The 18,178-nt window shown below is 62.2% G+C and carries 18 protein-coding genes; 10 read left to right on the top strand and 8 right to left on the bottom strand.

All coding sequences use genetic code 11. From position 1 onward, the window contains the following. The first annotated feature begins 164 nt into the window (after nucleotides 1–164). Together ACTJLC_RS18325 and ACTJLC_RS18320 are read left to right on the top strand one after the other, a co-directional pair. Nucleotides 165–1,391, top strand: coding sequence for a hypothetical protein (locus ACTJLC_RS18325; protein WP_310118590.1), 1,227 nt, complete (start codon nucleotides 165–167; stop codon nucleotides 1,389–1,391). Between the two features lie 17 nt (nucleotides 1,392–1,408). After that, nucleotides 1,409–3,961 carry an ATP-binding response regulator gene (locus ACTJLC_RS18320; protein WP_310313593.1) on the top strand — a complete coding sequence of 851 codons (2,553 nt, stop codon included), beginning with the start codon at nucleotides 1,409–1,411 and terminating at the stop codon, nucleotides 3,959–3,961. Nucleotides 3,962–3,982: 21 nt separating this feature from the next. On the opposite strand, the gene ACTJLC_RS18315 is transcribed toward ACTJLC_RS18320, so the two are convergent. The 3 genes from ACTJLC_RS18315 to nosP form a co-directional block, all read right to left on the bottom strand. After that, complete coding sequence (locus ACTJLC_RS18315) at nucleotides 3,983–5,149, bottom strand: hybrid sensor histidine kinase/response regulator (protein WP_310313590.1); 1,167 nt, start codon at nucleotides 5,147–5,149, stop codon at nucleotides 3,983–3,985. Nucleotides 5,150–5,268: 119 nt separating this feature from the next. Next, nucleotides 5,269–6,441, bottom strand: a complete 1,173-nt coding sequence (locus tag ACTJLC_RS18310) for a histidine kinase (RefSeq protein WP_073428998.1) — start codon at nucleotides 6,439–6,441, stop codon at nucleotides 5,269–5,271. Then, nucleotides 6,434–7,594, bottom strand: coding sequence for a nitric oxide-sensing protein NosP (gene nosP, locus ACTJLC_RS18305; RefSeq protein WP_310313589.1), 1,161 nt, complete (start codon nucleotides 7,592–7,594; stop codon nucleotides 6,434–6,436). Before nosP ends, ACTJLC_RS18310 begins: the two co-directional genes overlap by 8 nt. A gap of 249 nt (nucleotides 7,595–7,843) precedes the next feature. Between nosP and ACTJLC_RS18300 the strand changes: the two genes are divergently transcribed. The 4 genes from ACTJLC_RS18300 to ACTJLC_RS18285 all read left to right on the top strand — a co-directional run bounded on the left by ACTJLC_RS18300 (nucleotide 7,844) and on the right by ACTJLC_RS18285 (nucleotide 9,717). Beyond that, complete coding sequence (locus ACTJLC_RS18300) at nucleotides 7,844–8,299, top strand: MEKHLA domain-containing protein (RefSeq protein WP_310313585.1); 456 nt, start codon at nucleotides 7,844–7,846, stop codon at nucleotides 8,297–8,299. A 261-nt stretch (nucleotides 8,300–8,560) separates the two neighbouring features. Beyond that, a complete protein-coding gene (locus ACTJLC_RS18295; protein WP_073428906.1) occupies nucleotides 8,561–8,854 on the top strand; it encodes a GYD domain-containing protein in 294 nt (97 codons plus the stop codon). A 68-nt stretch (nucleotides 8,855–8,922) separates the two neighbouring features. Further along, nucleotides 8,923–9,126, top strand: coding sequence for a hypothetical protein (locus ACTJLC_RS18290; RefSeq protein WP_083082977.1), 204 nt, complete (start codon nucleotides 8,923–8,925; stop codon nucleotides 9,124–9,126). Between the two features lie 111 nt (nucleotides 9,127–9,237). Next, complete coding sequence (locus ACTJLC_RS18285; protein ID WP_073428907.1) at nucleotides 9,238–9,717, top strand: universal stress protein; 480 nt, start codon at nucleotides 9,238–9,240, stop codon at nucleotides 9,715–9,717. A gap of 174 nt (nucleotides 9,718–9,891) precedes the next feature. Here ACTJLC_RS18285 and ACTJLC_RS18280 read toward each other — a convergent pair whose 3' ends face one another. Continuing rightward, a complete protein-coding gene (locus ACTJLC_RS18280; RefSeq protein ID WP_073428908.1) occupies nucleotides 9,892–10,200 on the bottom strand; it encodes a hypothetical protein in 309 nt (102 codons plus the stop codon). Nucleotides 10,201–10,423: 223 nt separating this feature from the next. On the opposite strand from ACTJLC_RS18280, the gene ACTJLC_RS18275 reads away from it, so the two are divergent. The 4 genes from ACTJLC_RS18275 (at nucleotide 10,424) to ACTJLC_RS18260 (ending at nucleotide 15,238) form a co-directional block, all read left to right on the top strand. Continuing rightward, nucleotides 10,424–10,819, top strand: a complete 396-nt coding sequence (locus ACTJLC_RS18275; RefSeq protein ID WP_310313582.1) for a response regulator — start codon at nucleotides 10,424–10,426, stop codon at nucleotides 10,817–10,819. A 289-nt stretch (nucleotides 10,820–11,108) separates the two neighbouring features. Further along, on the top strand, nucleotides 11,109–12,971 hold the full coding sequence (gene ilvD / locus ACTJLC_RS18270) for a dihydroxy-acid dehydratase (RefSeq protein WP_310313579.1): 1,863 nt from the start codon (nucleotides 11,109–11,111) through the stop codon (nucleotides 12,969–12,971). A gap of 187 nt (nucleotides 12,972–13,158) precedes the next feature. After that, on the top strand, nucleotides 13,159–13,605 hold the full coding sequence (locus tag ACTJLC_RS18265) for an SRPBCC family protein (protein ID WP_310313576.1): 447 nt from the start codon (nucleotides 13,159–13,161) through the stop codon (nucleotides 13,603–13,605). A gap of 445 nt (nucleotides 13,606–14,050) precedes the next feature. Beyond that, on the top strand, nucleotides 14,051–15,238 hold the full coding sequence (locus ACTJLC_RS18260; RefSeq protein ID WP_310128635.1) for a hypothetical protein: 1,188 nt from the start codon (nucleotides 14,051–14,053) through the stop codon (nucleotides 15,236–15,238). Between the two features lie 69 nt (nucleotides 15,239–15,307). Here the strand turns inward: ACTJLC_RS18260 and ACTJLC_RS18255 are convergent, their stop codons facing one another. The 4 genes from ACTJLC_RS18255 to ACTJLC_RS18240 form a co-directional block, all read right to left on the bottom strand. Then, nucleotides 15,308–15,661, bottom strand: a complete 354-nt coding sequence (locus tag ACTJLC_RS18255; RefSeq protein WP_073428911.1) for a cupredoxin domain-containing protein — start codon at nucleotides 15,659–15,661, stop codon at nucleotides 15,308–15,310. 30 nt (nucleotides 15,662–15,691) lie between these two features. Beyond that, nucleotides 15,692–16,636 (bottom strand): metallophosphoesterase family protein, encoded by a 945-nt coding sequence (locus ACTJLC_RS18250; protein WP_073429003.1) that lies wholly within the window; start codon nucleotides 16,634–16,636, stop codon nucleotides 15,692–15,694. A 132-nt stretch (nucleotides 16,637–16,768) separates the two neighbouring features. Continuing rightward, a complete protein-coding gene (locus tag ACTJLC_RS18245) occupies nucleotides 16,769–17,554 on the bottom strand; it encodes an anti-sigma factor family protein (RefSeq protein WP_310128638.1) in 786 nt (261 codons plus the stop codon). After that, a complete protein-coding gene (locus ACTJLC_RS18240; protein WP_073428913.1) occupies nucleotides 17,554–18,093 on the bottom strand; it encodes a sigma-70 family RNA polymerase sigma factor in 540 nt (179 codons plus the stop codon). The genes ACTJLC_RS18245 and ACTJLC_RS18240 overlap by 1 nt, the downstream gene beginning before the upstream one ends. Between the last annotated feature and the right edge of the window lie 85 nt (nucleotides 18,094–18,178).

Here is an 18,178-nt window from a genome sequence, read left to right as displayed (position 1 = left end):
GCCGGCACGGCGGCCGACAGCGGGATATCGGCGCCGGCATGTTCGCGAACGAACAAACGGACGCACAGCAGCGGATTTCTCTAAAGTTGAAGGAGCGCCGGTCCATCTTGACCGGCGCCGCTGCGCTGATTTTCCAGCGCGAGTTCAACCCACGGGAAAACCAAATGAGAACTTCTCTTTACAAAGAAGCGCCGACCGATTTCGCTCAACGGGCCGGCTCCGATCCGCACTTGAGTAGTGCACCGCTGGCGCTGAAACGCGTCATTCGCCCGGAAGAGATACGAGAGAATCTGCCGGCCGGACAAGGCGGCGTCGGGTTTCTATTTCACGCTACAGACTGGGATACGCTGTCGTTTTCATTTCACAACGTAAAACACCGAAACGCGTCATTCGAAGAAGAGCTGTGGAGAACCGAGCCTTTTATTGCATCGCCCATCTATTCGGCATCGCAAGTCATAGGGGCGAATATTGCGTGTCCGGTTCCACTCGAGTTGTGGCTTGGAAGCCCGCGCGGCATCAAACGGTTTCGGGAGACGCAATTTTTTCCGGCTCTGGAACTGGCGAAGCAGGCGGGATTGAACATGGTGGCGATGGGCGCCTCCACGCCTTATGCCTGCAACTACGGTGCGCTTCCTCGCCATACCAAGCCGCCTCACATCACGACGGGCCATGCGGCCACCGCGGCGATGCTGAAAGACTGGGCGGTTCACTGCTGCAATGAACTCGACCTCGAATTCGGTAAAACGAAGCTCGCTCTATTCGGCGCGGCCGGGCGGCTCGGCACTACCGTGGCCAAGTACATGCTTTACAAGGACGCGCCGAAAGAACTCGTTCTGATCGACTTGCCGGACAAGGCGAACCTGCTCGCGGAACAAGCCAGGGAACTGCTGGCAGCGGATCTGCTCGGTAAAACCCGGGTTTCGGTGCACACTTTCAGTCCCGACACTCCGTTGCCGCAATTCGACGGCGCGATCCTCGCCAGCAGTACCAGCGTGCCCTACCTCACCGCCGCCGATCTGAAGCGGGCGCAGTTCTGGATCGACGATTCGCATCCGCGGGCCGCGAGCGTCGAAGCGGAACTCGCGTCACGCGACCATACGCTATATATTGAGTGCTTCGCGCGTGGCCCCGCCGGACTCGACACCACGTTCCCGTTCAGACTGCCGACCACCCGCGATTGCTACACCTGTTTCGCCGAAGGCTACGCCGCCTGGCAGGAAGGCATCGCTTCCGATTTCATTATCGGCAGCCCTCCCGTGTGGTCGGTTTCCTATACGCACGGTCTTCTGAAGAAGTACGGGTTTTCGGTCGGGCCTTTTCACGGCAAAGACGGGTCGCCGATCGTCCTGGACGCCCAGCATCGCGGCAAGCATGAACTGATGGGATCGTGAGTGTCATTGGAGGCCTGATGGTGATATCGCGCGAGAGCATGCGGGATGTGCTGGAACGAAGCCGGTTTGCAATTCGATGGGGCGGCGCACTGGGCCTCCTGTGCCATCCCATCTATTACCTCGTCTGGACCTATGTCCTGCCGCAGCCTTACGACAACCTCTTCCTTCGACTAAGCGCGGCGCTCATCTGCATTCCCTTGATTTTCCAGGCGCATTGGCCGAGACGTTTCAACCACTACCTGCTGATCTATTGGCATTGCTGTCTGATCTACGTCCTGCCATTCGTTTGCACGTTCCTCGCGATCCGAAACTCATTCTCCACCATGTGGATGATGACCGAGGTCATGATGATCTTCATCATGGCGCTGTGCATCGATAGCCCATTTTTGCTGATGGCCTGCATCGGCATAGGCGTATTTGCCGGCTCGCTCGCCGCGGTGCTCACCTCTCCGGCGCCGATCGTTCTCACCGCGGCCAATCAGTCGGACCTCGCACTGCTGCCGGTCGTGGTCTTGTGCAGCATGGCCTTCAGTCATGCGATCAGCAAGGGACGCATCTTTGTCGAAAAGAACCGGGCATTGCAGACCCTCGCGGGCTCGATTGCCCATGAAATGCGCAATCCCCTCAGCCAGTTGAGGCACGTTCTGGATCGCGTGGAAGAGGCGCTGCCCGCGGCGACCGGATCCAACCACTCGCCGGTGTCGTCGCAAGACAATGCGGCCGCGCTTTATCGTCATCTGGCCCACGGCCAATTGTCGATCGAGCGGGGCCTGCGCATTATCGCCATGACGCTGGACGAAGTCAGCGCAAAACCCATCCGCTCGGATCACCTCACCTATTTGAGCGCCGCGGCCACGACACGTAAAGCGCTGGACGAATATGGTTTCGGCGATGACAACGAGCGCCGCAAGGTCAGGCTCGTGGTGCTGGAAGACTTCACCTTCAAGGTCGACGAAACCGTCTATCTGTTCACGCTGTTCAATCTGATCAAGAACGCGCTGCATCACATCGCCACGCATCCAACGGCCACGCTCACGCTGACGGTCGACAGGCAGACGGTCATGGTTCGCGACACGGGCCCCGGCATTTCGCCCGAGATCATGCCGCATCTTTTCGAGCCTTTCCGCACCGCGGGCAATTCCGCAGGAACGGGGTTGGGACTCGCCTATTGTCAGCGGGCGATGCGCGCTTTCGGCGGCTCGATCGGTTGCCGGTCCGAAGTCGGGGAATTCACCGAATTCACGCTGCGATTTCCCGTCGTCTCCGAGAGCGAAGTCGCGGACTACGAGCGCAATATCTTTGAACGCGCCGAGCCGGTCTTTACCGGCAAGCGCATTCTGGTCGTGGACGACGACGCCGCCCAGCGGGCGAAAACCGCGCGCGCATTGTCGAAAGTGGGCGCCCACGTGAGCGAGGCGGAAAACGGTGAAGCGGCATTGACCACGCTTCGGCAGCCCTCGCACTACGACCTCGTGTTGATGGATATCAACATGCCGGTTCCCGATGGCTACACGACTACCGAGAAGATTCGCGCCGGGCATGCGTATCCGAACTGGAATGTGCTGATCGCCGCCTATACGGCCGAGCCCGGAAACGTGGCACGGGCCCTCGCCCGCCGAGCGGGCATGGACGAAGTCATCAGCAAATCCAGCAGCGTGCCCGAACTGATCACCTCCTTGCATACGCTGTTGGAAAACGGCAGTCGAAAGTACCCGTTGAGCCAGCGCTTCGACGGCTTCGCCGGCAAATCGATCCTGGTGGCGGACGACGACACCTACAGCAGGCTGGTTGCCAAAGCGTATCTGGAGCGATGCGGCGCGACCGTCGTCGAAGCCGAACATGGACAGGCCGTGCTGGCTCGATTGCAACAGCACAGCAGAATCGACGCCATCGTGATGGATATGAACATGCCGGGAATGGGCGGCGTGGAAACCACCGCGCTGATTCGCGTTCGCGCCGACTCGTATGCCGACGTTCCCATCATCGCGTTGACCAGCCAATCGGATATCGAGGCCGTGCAGAGATGCCTCGCCGCGGGCATGAACGAGGTCATGGTCAAGCCCGTGCAGGTCGGTTCCCTGTATGCCTCGCTTGCAAGGCAGTTTGCCCGGCAACGCGCATTGAAGGCGCCGACGCGGGCTGATCCTTCACAGCCGCCAATCATGCCGATCGGCAAGCACGAGACAATCGCGGACAGCGCGCTGCTCGACGAGAAACATCTCGACGAACTGGTGGCGCTCGATTTGCTGGATCAAACCTTCGTCAACGGCATCGAACAGATTCGCCTGCTGGTGGCGCGGCTTGCCGCGAGCGCCGCGGCCCACGATCTGAAATCGACGCACGAAGCCTTGCATCTTCTTCTTGGCGTCAGCGGCAATATCGGCGCAAAGGCGCTGCACCAATTCGCGCGGCAGATTTATCCGAGGATGATTGAAGGCGAATGGCCCGTCGAGGCCGACTGGCTCGCGCGGATTTCGATGTTGGGCGAGCGCTCGGCCGACGCGCTGCATGCGTATTTCGTTTCGGCGAGAGCACGCGGCGGTCAGCGCGACGTGTTGAGCGACAGATAGCTGATGCCCGTCACTTCGATCTCATGGCGACGCAATCTCGCTGCCGGAGGATTCCTTTTCGTCAGTGGCCCGCGCCCGGCTTTTCGAAGCGGGAAACACCATCGTGACCGTGGTGCCCGCGCCCAAGGTGGATTCGATTCGCAGACTGCCGCCGAAGGATCGCATGATGCGGTTGCAAAAGATCATGCCCATGCCGTGCCCGCCGGCTCCGGCATACGTCGTAACGGGGTCCAGCAGAAGACGCGCCTTGATTTCCGGTGCGATTCCCGGCCCATTGTCGCGAATGCGGATCTCCGGTTCGGGGCTCGCCACGACTTCGAGGCGCAACGAAGCCGCGCTCGTACCGTCGAGTGCGCGCAGCGCGTTGGACAACAGCGAGGAGAGCACGAGCGCCACGCAATTGGGCATTGCGTGCACGACGAAATCGCCTTGCACGTCGACCTGTACCCACTCCCGCTGCGACGCGACGAACGGATAGGTATCGAGCAAGGTGGCGATCAATCGCGTCGCTTTCACCTCGCGGACACCACCGCCCGCCGAGGACTGCTGGCCGCCGCTTTTATGCACCGTCGCCCAGAAAGACGAGATCAGCGTGAGGCAATACTGCGCGTTGCTGAGCATCGATCTCGCCGCGTGGGCGATTTCTTTTTGCCGTTCCGGGTCGTACTGCTCGGCAACATCGGCTTCGACGGCGCGCGCAAAAAGCGAGATCGTCGCCAACGGCGTATTCAGTTCGTGGGCGAGGAAGGCAAGCGTCTCGTCCATCGCCGATAGCCGCTGTTGACGCGTTTCGCGCTCGGTGTAGCGCGCCATTGCCAATTGCAGAACCTCGCACACGGTTTCCGTTCGCAGCGGCTTTTCGAGGATGCGGAATACATCGCCGCTGTTGACCGTCTGCAACAACATGTGCTTGTCGGCATAGGCGGTCACGAGTATGCGCACGATTTGCGGATAGTCCTGCGCCACCTGGCGCAGCAGATCGTCGCCGTCGCGGCCCGGCATGCGGAAGTCGGTGACCAGTACCGCAATCTCCGCCGCGTGCTCTTTCAGCACCGCCATCGCCTCGTCGGCGCCACGGGCGATATGCACGCGATAGTCTTCGCTCACCGCGCGGGTGAAGTGCTGGCGCGACATCTCATCGTCGTCCACGAAGAGAACGGCAAACGGCGCTTGCAGGGTGTCACTCATCGCATTCCTGGCGGGTCGCGGCAAGTCGAACGGGAAGAGAATTCCTCTCGCGAGTGATCGGCGGAGTGGGACATGATTCTACCATCCGGGTTTGGCTAGAGATTTTGCCAAACATCCCGCTAAAGGGGTCGAGGCTGCCCGGTGGTCTCGCGGTTCTGCGTGAGCGGCAGCCACACCGTGAAGCACGCTCCCTCCCCCGGCTTGCTTTCAACGGCGATCCTGCCGCCGTGCTTTTCCACGATGCCATACGAAACCGAGAGACCGAGCCCGGTGCCCTGTCCAACCGGTTTCGTGGTGTAGAACGGATCGAATATTTTGGCCTGCACTTCGGCGGACATGCCTATGCCGGTATCCGCGATGGCAATCGACACACCGTCGCCGTCGCGACGCGTGCGGATCATGATGGTGCCGCGCTCGGAAATCGCCTGCGTCGCATTGACGAGCAGGTTCATCAGCACCTGGTTGATCTGCGAGGGCATGCATTCGATCGAAGGCAAGTCCCCGTAATCCTTGACGACCTCCGCCTTGTACTTCATCTCGTTGCGCACGACATTCAACGTCGCTTCCAGACCCGCATGCAAGTCGACGACGCACCAGTCCTCGCTGCCCGCCCTGGAAAAATCGCGCAGATCCTGCACGATCCGCCTCACGCGCGAGGTGCCCTCGATCGATTCATCGATCAACACGCTGATGTCCTCAATCAGGTACTCGAGATCGGCATCCTTGCGCGCTTTATCGAGGCGAGCCCGGCTCTCGGGATCGAGCCCGGTCAGCAGCGAATCTTGCAGCGCCATGACGTCGAGCAGACTGCGCACCCACTTCTTCAACGTTCCAAGATTCGAATCGACAAAGCCGATCGGATTGTTGATTTCATGCGCGACGCCGGCTGCGAGCTGTCCGATCGACGCCAGCTTCTCCGATTGCAGCAATTTGACATGCGCGTCGGCCAACTGGTCGATCAAGCGCCGTTGCGCCTCTTTTTCCCGCTCCAGTTCGACCTGGCCGCGCCGGCGTTCCTCGATTTCCTGCTTCATCAAAAGCTGGGTGCGTTCCAGCGCATGCGTGATCTTCTTGTTGTCGCGCAGGGCGTCCTCGAGTTCGCGGGTGCGATGCCGGACCTGGTCCTCGAGCGTGACGGCCATCTGGAACAGGCTGAAGTCCGACCCGCAAACAATCGTGCTGCGCTCCGCGCGGTCCATCAACGATCGGACCATTTTGTTCAAGCGCACGATTTCCGCTTGCAGGGCAACGCATTCATCCGATACGGCAGCGACAGCCGAGGCGTCAGGCACGTTCAACCTCCCCTCCGCCACCGAACGCGATGCCGGTCAAGGTCTGGTTGACATGCACGCCGCCGTATTGCTCGCCATACGTGCTGAAGCCCACCGATCGATTGTCCTGGAACAAACGCCCCGCCACATCGCGCGTACCCTGTTGCACCATTTCCAGGTGCCGCAGAATGCAGTCCCACGCGAGCACGAGTTGAGGCTCGCCGAGTTCGCTGCGAAGCCCCGAGAACATGGTGCGCAGATTTTCCGTGAGATCGAGCCCACGAGCAACGCGCAGGACGAGACCTTCCTCGATCGCGCAATAGAAAGTGAGGCTGCCGTCGGCGTTCAGTTTCTGGATCGAACGCACATAGTCGGTTCCGTCGATCAGCACGACAACGGGCGCCGCCGCGAAGTGGCCGGGGCAAAGATCCTCCACGCGCGCGCCGATCAGCCGCGCGTATTCCGCCGCGGCAGGCAGTCCGTTGATTTCGCTCACGGTGCGCAACTCCGCATTCGCGCCCGTCACGACGAGCCGTTCATCGCCGGAACGGAAATGCTGCGTCTTGAAGATCCTGAACGGCAGCGGCGTCGACCCGAGAACCAGCACCGCGCAGTCGCGATGGAACCGCCCGTCGTGGAATATGCGCGTTTGTTCGAACTTCAGATCGTCGCCCGCCGAGCCGCCGACCAGCGGAATATCGCCCAACGCGCTTTGCAGCGTGCGCGTCACCGGTTCTTCGCGCACGGAAAGCCCATCGATCAGCAGTAGCGCGAACGTATTGGTGCTGTCGGCTTCGGGCGCCCGGCCTTCGAGGTCATGCAGCGCGTCGAGCGCGCAGGCCTGGCCGCGTGCGATCGTGAAGTCGCGCAGATTATCCAGACGCCCGGTCACGGCCGTGAAAGAAGCGCGCGGCAACACGGCCGCGACGAGACTGTGGTCGAGATAACCGGCCGGGCCGATTTCTCCGGCCGTCGTGCAACCGATGACCTCGGTGCCTTCGAAGCAATGGCCGATTTCATCCGCGAGCGATTCGAGGTCGAAATGACTCGAGCAGAAGAACAAAACCAATGCGCCCTCGCTTGCCTTGAGCGCGGCGTGCACTTCCCGAACGGCTTCACGCGCATCGGAATGGGTCGACTGAGCGACGGCGGCGGTACGAACGGGCAAGCTCATGACATCTCTCCTGTTGCTGCGCGCGGGGCACATCCGATATCTGGCCGGCCCTACGCATACTTCGGTTAACGACGCGTTGGGCAGCTCACGCGATAAGCGGAAACCCCTAGTCGAAAGCGTGGGGTTCCATCCTCATGACTTATGCGAATCGGATGCCGCGCGAGCGCACGGGCACGCCGTTATACTGCCGTCGGCCTGGAGCGCCTCAAGGAGAAGATGCAAATGACCGCCACGCAGCAAACGACGAACATGAACCTACAGACTGATCGCGAATTTTTTGACCTGCTTTCGCATAGCTACGCACGCCTCCTCGGCAAGCCGCTTGTTCCCGCGCAGGTGCCGATCGAAGATGCGGCCCGATGGCTTTACGAGAGTGCGCCATTCGGCGTGCTCGCGCACAACACGGAAGCGGACCCGGTGTTCGTGTACGGCAATCTGACGGCTCAGAAACTGTTCGAATACGACTGGGACGAATTGACGGCGCTGCCGTCGCGCTTATCGGCGGAAGCACCCGATCGCGACGAACGTCAAGCCTTTCTCGAACAGGTGCAACGCGATGGATTCGTCGCCGCCTATCGCGGCATGCGCGTGACCAGGTCGGGCAAGCGCTTCTGGATCGAAAACGCGGTGGTCTGGCAACTGCGCGATGAGACCGGCGCGCATCGCGGCCAGGCCGCCCTGATTCCGGCAACGTCGACCGTGTGAGTTCGCAGCGAGCTTACTTCGGCTTCGGCATCGCGCCATGAACCGATGCGCGGGCGCGGCGAATGTTCCCGCTGCGCCGGCAGCATCGCGCGGGCCTGTGTCTGCGCTTCACGCCTTCCCCACTGCGAGGCAAGCCAAACCGCCGTGACACACGCTTCGATTGCCTAAAATCAGGTTACGCGCGGAACGCTTTCGAGTATGACGATCGGGCGTGCTTGCGCGTATGAATCCCGACTCGTACTAATCGTAAGGGGAATCGTCATGGCAACGTATGTGGTTCTTGCACAGTTCACCGATCAGGGTATCCGCACCATCAAGAACAGCCCGCAGCGCGCCGGCCAGGTGGCGGAGCTGGCCAAAAGCTTTGGCTGCGAAATGAAAGAGGTTTTCTGGACGCTGGGGCAATACGACATTGTCACCATCGTCGAGGCACAGGATGAGCAAAACTTCGCCGCGTTCGGCTTCGCGCTCGGCTCCGCGGGCAACGTCCGCACGCAAACGCTGCGTGCCTTCACGAAGAGCGAAATCGGCGCGGTTATCGGCAAACTCCCGTAAATCCAGCGGGCACACGTTGCGAGAGCCGCTTTCGTTGCGCGGCTCTTGCTCAGGAGCTCACCATGAAAATGAAGGCAAACGACAGCAAGCACGTGCGTGCTTTCGTGCAAACGGCCGAGCAGTCCGGCGCCTATGTGTGGGTCATCACACTGGTCGACTTCGGCGCCGAACAGGTCAAACGTTCGCTGGTGTCGGACGAGACCTACGCGATGCGCGCTGCCGCTCAGGACGCCGGCGACGCCTATCTGAAAGCGCTCGAGCACGACCGTTAGCGAGCACGCGTGCCGCCTTGTTTTCGCGCGCGGACGAACTACAGTTGAAGCAGTAGCTAGGGCCGGAAACACGCTGTCAATGCGAAGGGTCCAGGCGCGGGGAGAAAACGTATGTTCAAGCATCTGCTGGTGCCGACCGACGGCTCGGCGCTCTCCGAGGCCGCCATTCGCATGGCGGTGTCGCTCGCCGTGGAAAATGGAGCCAAGCTCACGGGGCTTCATGTCATTCCTGAATTTCACGTCCTCGCCTACGGCACCGAAATGATCGCCGACAACGAGGAACGCATCATTCAGATCGCCCGGCAGCAGGCGGACGGCTACCTCGCGGTCGTCGCGGAAGCGGCTGCGCATGCCGGCGTCGAGTGCGATACCGTGGCGATGAACCGCGCGCATCCCTACGAGGGAATCATCAGCGTTGCAGCGCGGCAAAACTGCGATCTCATCGTCATGGCGTCCCACGGTCGAAGCGGCATGCGCGCGTTCCTGCTCGGCAGCGAGACGCAGAAGGTCCTGACGCACAGTCAGATCCCGGTGCTCGTCGTCCGGCAGCCGGCGCAAACCGGCGTACCGCCAGCACGAAAACCCGCTTGAAATTCGAGGTTTGATCGCCCCGCCGGAACGGCGTGCCGCGACGGATCGACACCGCCGGCGGAGCCGGCCGCGTCAATCGGCGGATCAAGGAAGCGGCCCGGCTTGAGCCGGCCTCCTCCTCAACCCGCGCTTGCGTGACTTCCCTACGGACCGGCTGCCGGTATCGGCGCCGCGTCAAACCTGCGGAAGATCGTCGATGGACTTTTCGATGCTCCCATCGGGGACCTCGGTGTCGATCCCGTCAGGGCCGTTGGTATGCGCGACGATCTTGATCTTGGGACCCAGAAATCTCGCGCCGCCGAGCGTGAAAAGGGACCAGCAAATGTTCCCCGCCTGAATCGCCCTGACCACCTCAGCCACCTCGACCACCGCGCTCGGAGATAGCGAGTCGTGCGTCTTCAGGTCGATGGGAGCCCAGCGCACGTGTGTGACACGGTCGGTTGCAGGGTTGATGCGCACGCCGTCGATAGCAAACGTAGCCATATGTGCCTCCACCTCTCCAAAGAAAGGAATCTCTGCATTATGCGCGCATCGTGGCGCGGTTCCGCGCCCCGTTCCGATTGTTCGAGCCGTCGTCGCGCGAAAAATTTCGCTTCAAAAACATGCTGGATTTATTAGTATGTACAAAGGTATCGCAGCCACGGATCGCAGCAGCCAGGAACCCTTCCTGACGTCCACGCGGATACCGCCCAGGACGGAGTGAAACATGACGACGGTGCTATTGGTCGACGACGAACCCGAGACGCTGGCAGCCTGGGAAATCTGCTGCGAGCGTGACGGATTCGATGTGAAAGCCGCGCCGGATGGCAGGGCCGCACTCGATATCCTGCGCTCGGCCAACGTCGACGTCGTCGTTGCCGACTGGCGCATGCCCGTGATGTCCGGCAGTGCGCTGTGCCAGCAAATCCGCAACACGCCCGGTCTCGCCGACACGGTATTTATCCTGGTGTCGGCCGAGCCGAGCCCGCCCGCGTTCGTGCGGTACGACGGCTTTCTGCGCAAGCCCGTCGAGGTGCCGGAACTGCTGGCGACCATGCGCCGCCTGCTCGCGGAACATGCCGCCGACCATGCCGCCGCGCTGGGGCACATCTGGACGCATTGAGTCCGGCGCGCGACCACGATCCGCGCTACACCGCCTTCACGCCAGCGCTCACATGAACGAGAGGTTTGCGCTCGCGCGGGTCGCAGCGGCCAATTAATACCTTTTTCGACCTAATCGCCCCCGAAAAAGATATTGGACGTCTTAACGGTACTCTCGCACTATTCGTACTTTCCCAACGCACGCCCCGCACGCCGTTCCGGGCCGCGAGCCCCCGGCAGCGCTCAAAACGGCGCGTTGGCTGAGTCGACTGCGATACCCATTCCAATCACCCCAATACGCGAGAACCTGGATGCCTGATTACCGATCACGAACTTCGACGCATGGCCGCAACATGGCCGGCGCCCGCGCCTTGTGGCGCGCCACCGGCATGAAGGACGGCGATTTCGGCAAGCCCATCATCGCGGTGGTGAACTCGTTCACCCAGTTCGTGCCGGGCCATGTGCATCTGCGCGACCTGGGCGCGCTGGTGGCGAAGGAGATCGAAGCGGCCGGCGGCGTCGCCAAGGAATTCAACACCATCGCAGTGGACGACGGCATCGCCATGGGTCACGGCGGCATGCTGTATTCGCTGCCCTCGCGCGAGTTGATCGCCGACTCGGTCGAATACATGGTCAACGCGCACTGCGCCGACGCGATGGTCTGCATCTCCAACTGCGACAAGATCACGCCGGGCATGCTGATGGCGGCCATGCGCCTGAACATCCCCGTCGTGTTCGTTTCCGGCGGTCCGATGGAAGCGGGCAAGGTCAAATCGCCGACCGACGGCCAGGTGATCGCCAAGATCGACCTGATCGACGCGATGATCAAGGCGGCCGACCCCAGGATCAGCGACGCCGAAGTGGCCGAAGTCGAGCGCAGCGCGTGCCCCACCTGCGGCTCCTGCTCGGGCATGTTCACCGCGAACTCGATGAACTGCCTGACCGAAGCGATCGGCCTGGCGCTGCCCGGCAACGGCACGATCGTCGCCACGCATGCATGGCGCAAGGGCCTGTTCGAACAGGCCGGCCGCCTGGTGGTGGACCTGTGCCGCCGCTACTATCAGGAAGAGGACAGTTCGGTGCTGCCGCGCAGCATCGCCAGCAAGCAGGCCTTCGAGAACGCGATGGCGCTCGACGTGGCGATGGGCGGCTCGACCAATACCGTGCTGCATCTGCTGGCGGCGGCGCAGGAAGCCGGCGTCGATTTCACGATGTCCGACATCGACCGCATCTCGCGCAAAGTGCCGTGCTTGTGTAAAGCGGCGCCCGCCACCGACAAATACCATATCGAGGACGTGCATCGCGCCGGCGGCATTCTCGGCATTCTCGGCGAACTCGCACGCGCGGATCTGCTCGACCTGTCATGCGGCAACGTGCATAGCGGCACGCTGGGCAACGCCATCGCCAAATGGGACATCGCCGGCGACGCGAGCGACGAAGCGCGGACCTTTTTCCGCGCGGCGCCGGGCGGCATTCCGACCACGGTCGCGTTCAGCCAGGAAGCCACCTTCGCGTCGCTCGATACCGACCGCAAGAGCGGCTGCATCCGCAGCAAGCAGAACGCCTATTCGAAAGACGGCGGCCTCGCCGTGCTCTACGGCAACCTCGCGGAGAAGGGCTGCATCGTCAAGACCGCGGGTGTCGACGAATCGCAATGGATTTTCTCCGGACGCGCGCGCGTGTTCGAGAGCCAGGACGACGCCGTCGAGGCCATTCTCGGCGACAAGGTGGTGGCGGGCGACGTGGTCGTGATCCGTTACGAGGGCCCCAAGGGCGGCCCCGGCATGCAGGAGATGCTGTACCCCACGTCGTATCTGAAATCCAAGGGCCTGGGCAAGACCTGCGCGCTGTTTACCGACGGCCGTTTCTCGGGCGGGTCGTCGGGGCTCGTGATCGGGCATGCGTCGCCGGAAGCGGCCGAAGGCGGCACGATCGGTCTGGTGGAAGACGGCGATGTGATCGAGATCGACATTCCCAGCCGCAAGATGCACCTCGCGGTGCCGGACGAGGAATTGGCGCGCCGCCGGCAAGCCATGGAGGCACGCGGCGACCAGGCCTGGCTGCCGCTGAACCGTGAGCGCGTGGTGTCGCAGGCGTTGCAGGCCTACGCCGCGCTGGCGACTTCGGCCGACCGCGGGGCGGTGCGGGATCTCTCTCAACTCAAGCGCAAGTAAAGATCGCGCGCGGGCAGCGGCGTCATGTCCGCTGTCCGCGCGACCGATATGCCATGTGCTGCATCGCAGCGCCGAGGTCGCCTGGCGGCGCCTGCGGGTTTCTCCCGATCTCGATCCATGTCGATATCGGTGTAGATGAATCGTCGTAGGAGTGTGTCCAACTTCTCCAGTGAAAGGCGATCTCACCGTGACTACCGGAACCATCCATCTGCACCGCGTCTTGCGCGCTACTCCCGAACGCATCTATCGGGCCTTTCTCGAACCCGATGCGATAGCGAAGTGGCTGCCTCCCTATGGGTTCACCTGTCAAGTCCATCACATGGATGCGCGCGTGGGCGGCACGCACAAGATGTCCTTCCGTAACTTCAGCACCGGCCACGGCCACTCGTTCGGCGGCGAGTACCTCGAACTGGTGCCGTTCGAAAAAATCCACTACTCGGACCGCTTCGACGACGCGAACCTGCCCGGCCAGATGCACGTCACCGTTTCATTGCGGCAGGTGTCGTGCGGCACCGACTTGACCATCGTGCAGGAGGGCGTGCCCGAGGTCATTCCCGTGGAAATGTGCTACCTCGGCTGGCAGGAGTCGCTGGTTCAGTTGGCAAGACTGGTCGAGCCTGAGATTCCCGACTGACCACCACGCCGCCACGCGCGCGCAAAGCCGTTGCTCCGGCATGCCTTCGTCGGCGGAGCGTTTGCGCGCCGTGGAATATTCCACGCACGCCAGCAAGTAGAAAATGCCGGCCGCCATCGAGGCGCGCCGGGCATATGTTCAGTCACACCCATCGTATTTCACCGCCTCGCAGCGAACCCACCTCCGACACGCGTAAATGCGACATGAAAAGGCGCGAAACGTTGTGGTTCAGTTGGTTCGGTTCGTGAGCGCATCTGTTACGCTAAGTCCGCATGTGTCACGCAATTTCGCGTGAATGCGTGACCCCTCTGGCGGCATTCGATTGCCGTCCGCGACGCGTGACCGTGTGTCGTCCCGGTCAACCCATCGTTACTCGCGGGGCGCCAGCTTCCGAATAAATCGGCTTGTACGAATTCCTCTTTTAACCAACAAGGCGGAGTACGACATGTTGGCAGGGCTGGGTTCACGATTCCTCGCTATCGGCGTCTTCCTGATACTGACGGCTTGCGGCGGCGGTGGCGGCGGCGGCGCGAGCAGTACGACGGGCGCGGCCGCTCCCGCCTCAGGCGCATCCAGCCCCGGCACTAGCCAGCCGAAGCTGGCCGCCGCCACTCCGGTGATCGACGGCACGACGCTCGGCGACGCCTTCTGGCCTTCGGGGTCCACCTCATCGGGCGGACTCGGCCAAAGCGTGAGCGGACTCAACTGCGCCCTGCCCGGCAACGCCTATACGTACACGCATCTGTCCATCTATCAGAACGGCCGCCTGCTCGCGCTGCCGGCCAACATCGGCGTGGTCAAGCCGACCATGTCGGCGCAGACGGGCTGCGTGTATCCGCTGCACACGGACGATTCGAGCGGCAAGATTCGCATGGACGCAAGCGGCGGCGCGTCGTACACGCTCGGTCAGTTCTTCTCGATCTGGGGCGAAACGCTCGGCACGTCCGACGTTGCCGGAGTAAGCGGCTCGCCCGTCACGGTCCATGTGAACGATGGCGGCACCCTCACGCAATACACGGGCGACCTCGCCGGCCTCGTGCTACCCGCGCATGGCGAAGTGACCATTGAAATCGGCACGCCGTTGACGCAGATTCCCACCTACACATGGACCGATCCGCCGCCGATCGATCCGAAGCCGATCACGCTCGCCTTCGGCGGTGTATTGGGCGACGCCTTCTGGCCGAACGGCAATACGTCGACGGGCGGCACGGGAGCGCCGGTGGACGGCCTGACCTGCGCGCCCAACATGAGCGCGCTGTATCACGTGCATGCTCATCTCGCGATCTTCAAGGACGGCAAGTGGCTCGCCTTGCCCATGAACGTGGGCGTCCTGTCGCAGTGCAACTATGAGATGCATACGCACGACCAGACCGGCATCATCCATATCGAAACGCCCACTTTCAAGACCTTCACGCTCGGCCAGTTCTTCGACATCTGGGGCCAGCCGCTGACCAGCACGAACGTGGCGGGTGTGAGCGGAACGGTGGTCGCCTATATCAACGACAATGGCGACTCGCGCCGCTACATGGGCGACGTGCGCGACATCGAGTTGACCTCGCTGCGCGACGTCACCTTGCAGATCGGCACGCCGGTTAGCACGCTGGCTACCTATTCCTGGTACGAGAAGCAGTGATCGAGCGCAATGCCCGGCTACCGGCGTCGATGTGCCGCCGGCAGCCGCGCGCCGTTCGACCACGCGTCGCTATTGCACGGTGATCGTCTCTTTCATATTCGGGTGTATGCCGCAAAACACCTTGTACACACCTGGCTTATCGAACTTGAACTGATACGTGTCGTCCTGATCGAGCGCGGCGGAACGGAAGATGCCGGCATCGTTGACCACCGTATGCGGTTCGCCGTCGAGATTTTTCCAGGTCACCGTCGATCCGGCCTTGACCGTGATCGACATCGGCGAAAACATGAAATTCTTGATGACCACGGTATCGGTGTTTTGGGCTTGCGCGGCAGTGAAGCCGAAAGCCAGCCCCGCGATGAGCACCGCAATCCCGGGCACGGTCACGGCCACGGCGGCGCGGCGAAAGATAGTCTTGAACATGAGCGAATCCTGTCAGCGAGGTATCGGGAATCAGACGAGCGTCGTATCGGCGAGCGCGGCCTTGAGCGGATGACGCGTGATCCTGATGCTGGTCACGCCGAGCATCCTGGGAAGCTGATCGCTCGACACGGTCAGCGGCATGGGTCCGGGGCCGTTGCCGGCGGTGGGTTGCGGAAAGGCCGTCGAACGCGCGGTATGGAAAGTGATATTGCCTTCCACCTTCGAAACGATCTGGTGAATATGGCCGTTCAGCACCGTGACCGAGCCGAAGCGCTTCAGGTAGCTCATCGCCTCGCCGGCATCGCCGGTGCCCCACCCCCACGGCTCGTAGATCGTCCACATCGGCATGTGCGCGAAGACCACAACCGGTGTGCTGGACGAGCGGCCCTTCAGATCGTTTTCCAGCCAGGCGAGTTGGTCGCCGCCGAGCCCGCCCAAACCGTTAGGCTTGAAATGCATCACGTTGACGAGACCGACGAAGTGCACGCCCTGGTGGTCGAAGCTGTAATAACCCTTGTTGTCGGAGGCTTGACCGAAACGCTTGAAGTATTCGGTCCCGGGGCCGTCGGTGACATCGTGCTCGCCCGGCACCGTATGCAACTCGGTGATATTCAAACCCGCTAGCAACTGGGCCGCCAGGTCGAACTCCTCGGGCCTGGAAAGGTGCGTGATGTCGCCGGTGTGAATCGTCAGCGCCGGCTTCACCGGCATCGCGTTGACGAAGTCGATCGTCTGCCTGAGCGTGCCGGCAACGTCCGGATTCGCTTCCTTCCTGAAGCCTATGTGCGTGTCGCTGATTTGCAGAAACAGCGGAACGCCCGAAGCGGCGGGCGAATCCTTCGCGCCCGCGGCGAGCGCTAGCTCGACCGGCGTGAGCACACCGCCGGCTAAAACAAACAGCGTGCCCACGCCACCGAAGGCGAGGCATTTCAACGCGCCGCGGCGCGACGGATCGAACGGCGAATCTGACGACATGATGTCCTCCTGGCTGAAAGTCAGGAGGTTGACCGCCGGATCATCCAACGGCACTTCCTGTCTGCTTGCAAGAGGTAGACTGCCGCCTCATTCGTTTTATTCCGCGACCGGGAAGCACGCCGGATGCAACGGCTACGAAGCAGGATGCGCACGCAAGTCGGTGACGAAGCCGTTCAGTTCCGCGTCGCCGGCGTCGGTAATCGCCCAGTAATTCATGCCCGCCACGCTCCAGTGCGCGAGATGATAGCCCCGCTGCTGGTAGACGCGAGGCGCCGCGCCCGCGTCGTTGCCCGGCCACACATAAAGATTGATCGGATGCAGCTTGTAGCGATAGACCATCACCGCGACCGGCCGCCCGTTCAGGTAATCGAGCCGTCCACCGACGAGCGGATACCCTTGCTGCGCCAGATCGACGACAGGCGGCGCAAAATCCAGCTTGCCGTCGAACCACGGCTTGACGGTATGCCGGTCGGTTGAAATCACATCGGAGAGGTGGTCGAACTGAAGCGAGCGAATATGGTTGTCCACGAGTTCCTGGGTAAAACGCGTCTCGCCCGAGGGCACCGAAAGATACAAACCCGCGCTCCAGCTCAACGCGATCAGACTGATCGCCATCGCGCCGAGCGGCGCCCATTGCACGGCGCCATCGCCACTGCGCCAACCGAAACGCTCAACCAGCCTTTGCCACGGCGTCGGCCGTCCCGGCAACGACGCCTTGACGCGCTTGACCAGTTCCGCCGGCGCCTCGACGCGCAAGTCGGCCTGCCTGAGTCGCGCGCTCACCTGACGGTGACGTTCACATTCCCGTTGACACTGTTCGCAGCCGGCCAGATGACGCTCGAATTCGAGCGCTTCCGAGAGGCTCAATTCCTGATCGAGATAGCCGGGCAGCAGTTCGAACGCCTGTTCGTGATCCATCACGCCTCCTGGTCCGTCGGCGCGAGCAGCGCCGCGAGTTGCTGACGGCCGCGCCCGAGGCGAGACATCACCGTCCCCATCGGGATGCCCACGATGGTGGCGATCTCCTTGTACGACAATTCTTCCAGCTCCCGCAACACGATCACCTCACGGTACTCCAGACGCAAGCCCCGCAACGCCTGATGCACGCGCTTCTGACTCTGGCTGCGTATCAGCATGGCTTCGGGGCCGTCGTCGTGGTTGGCCGTGCCGGCCTCGAGGCTGTGCATGTCTTCCTCGAACTCCAGCGTGTCCGGCGCATGGCCCCGGTTCTGCTGATACCACGTATAGAAGGTGTTGCGCACGATGCTCAACAGCCATGCGCGGGCATCGTCGCCGCGGAATCCGCCGAAAAACCTGAACGCGCGCAGATACGCCTCCTGGACCACGTCCTGAGCGTCCTGGTCGTCATGCGTCAGCCATCGCGCGACGTTGAAGGCCGAATTCATATGAGGCAATACGAGCGTCTCGAAGCGCTTCGCGATGAGGGGATCGGCCATTGTGAAATGAATTCCCGCAGTAACCGCAATCCGTGACCGACAGTGACTACAACCGCCGGCATGTGATTTTTATTCCCGGACGGTC

Origin of the sequence: Paraburkholderia sp. 22099, from assembly GCF_052045835.1 — a bacterium.
Taxonomy (GTDB): Bacteria; Pseudomonadota; Gammaproteobacteria; order Burkholderiales; family Burkholderiaceae; genus Paraburkholderia; species Paraburkholderia terricola.
The sequence above is the reverse complement of the archived record's forward strand: the minus strand, read 5'-3'. Positions and strand labels throughout refer to the sequence as shown.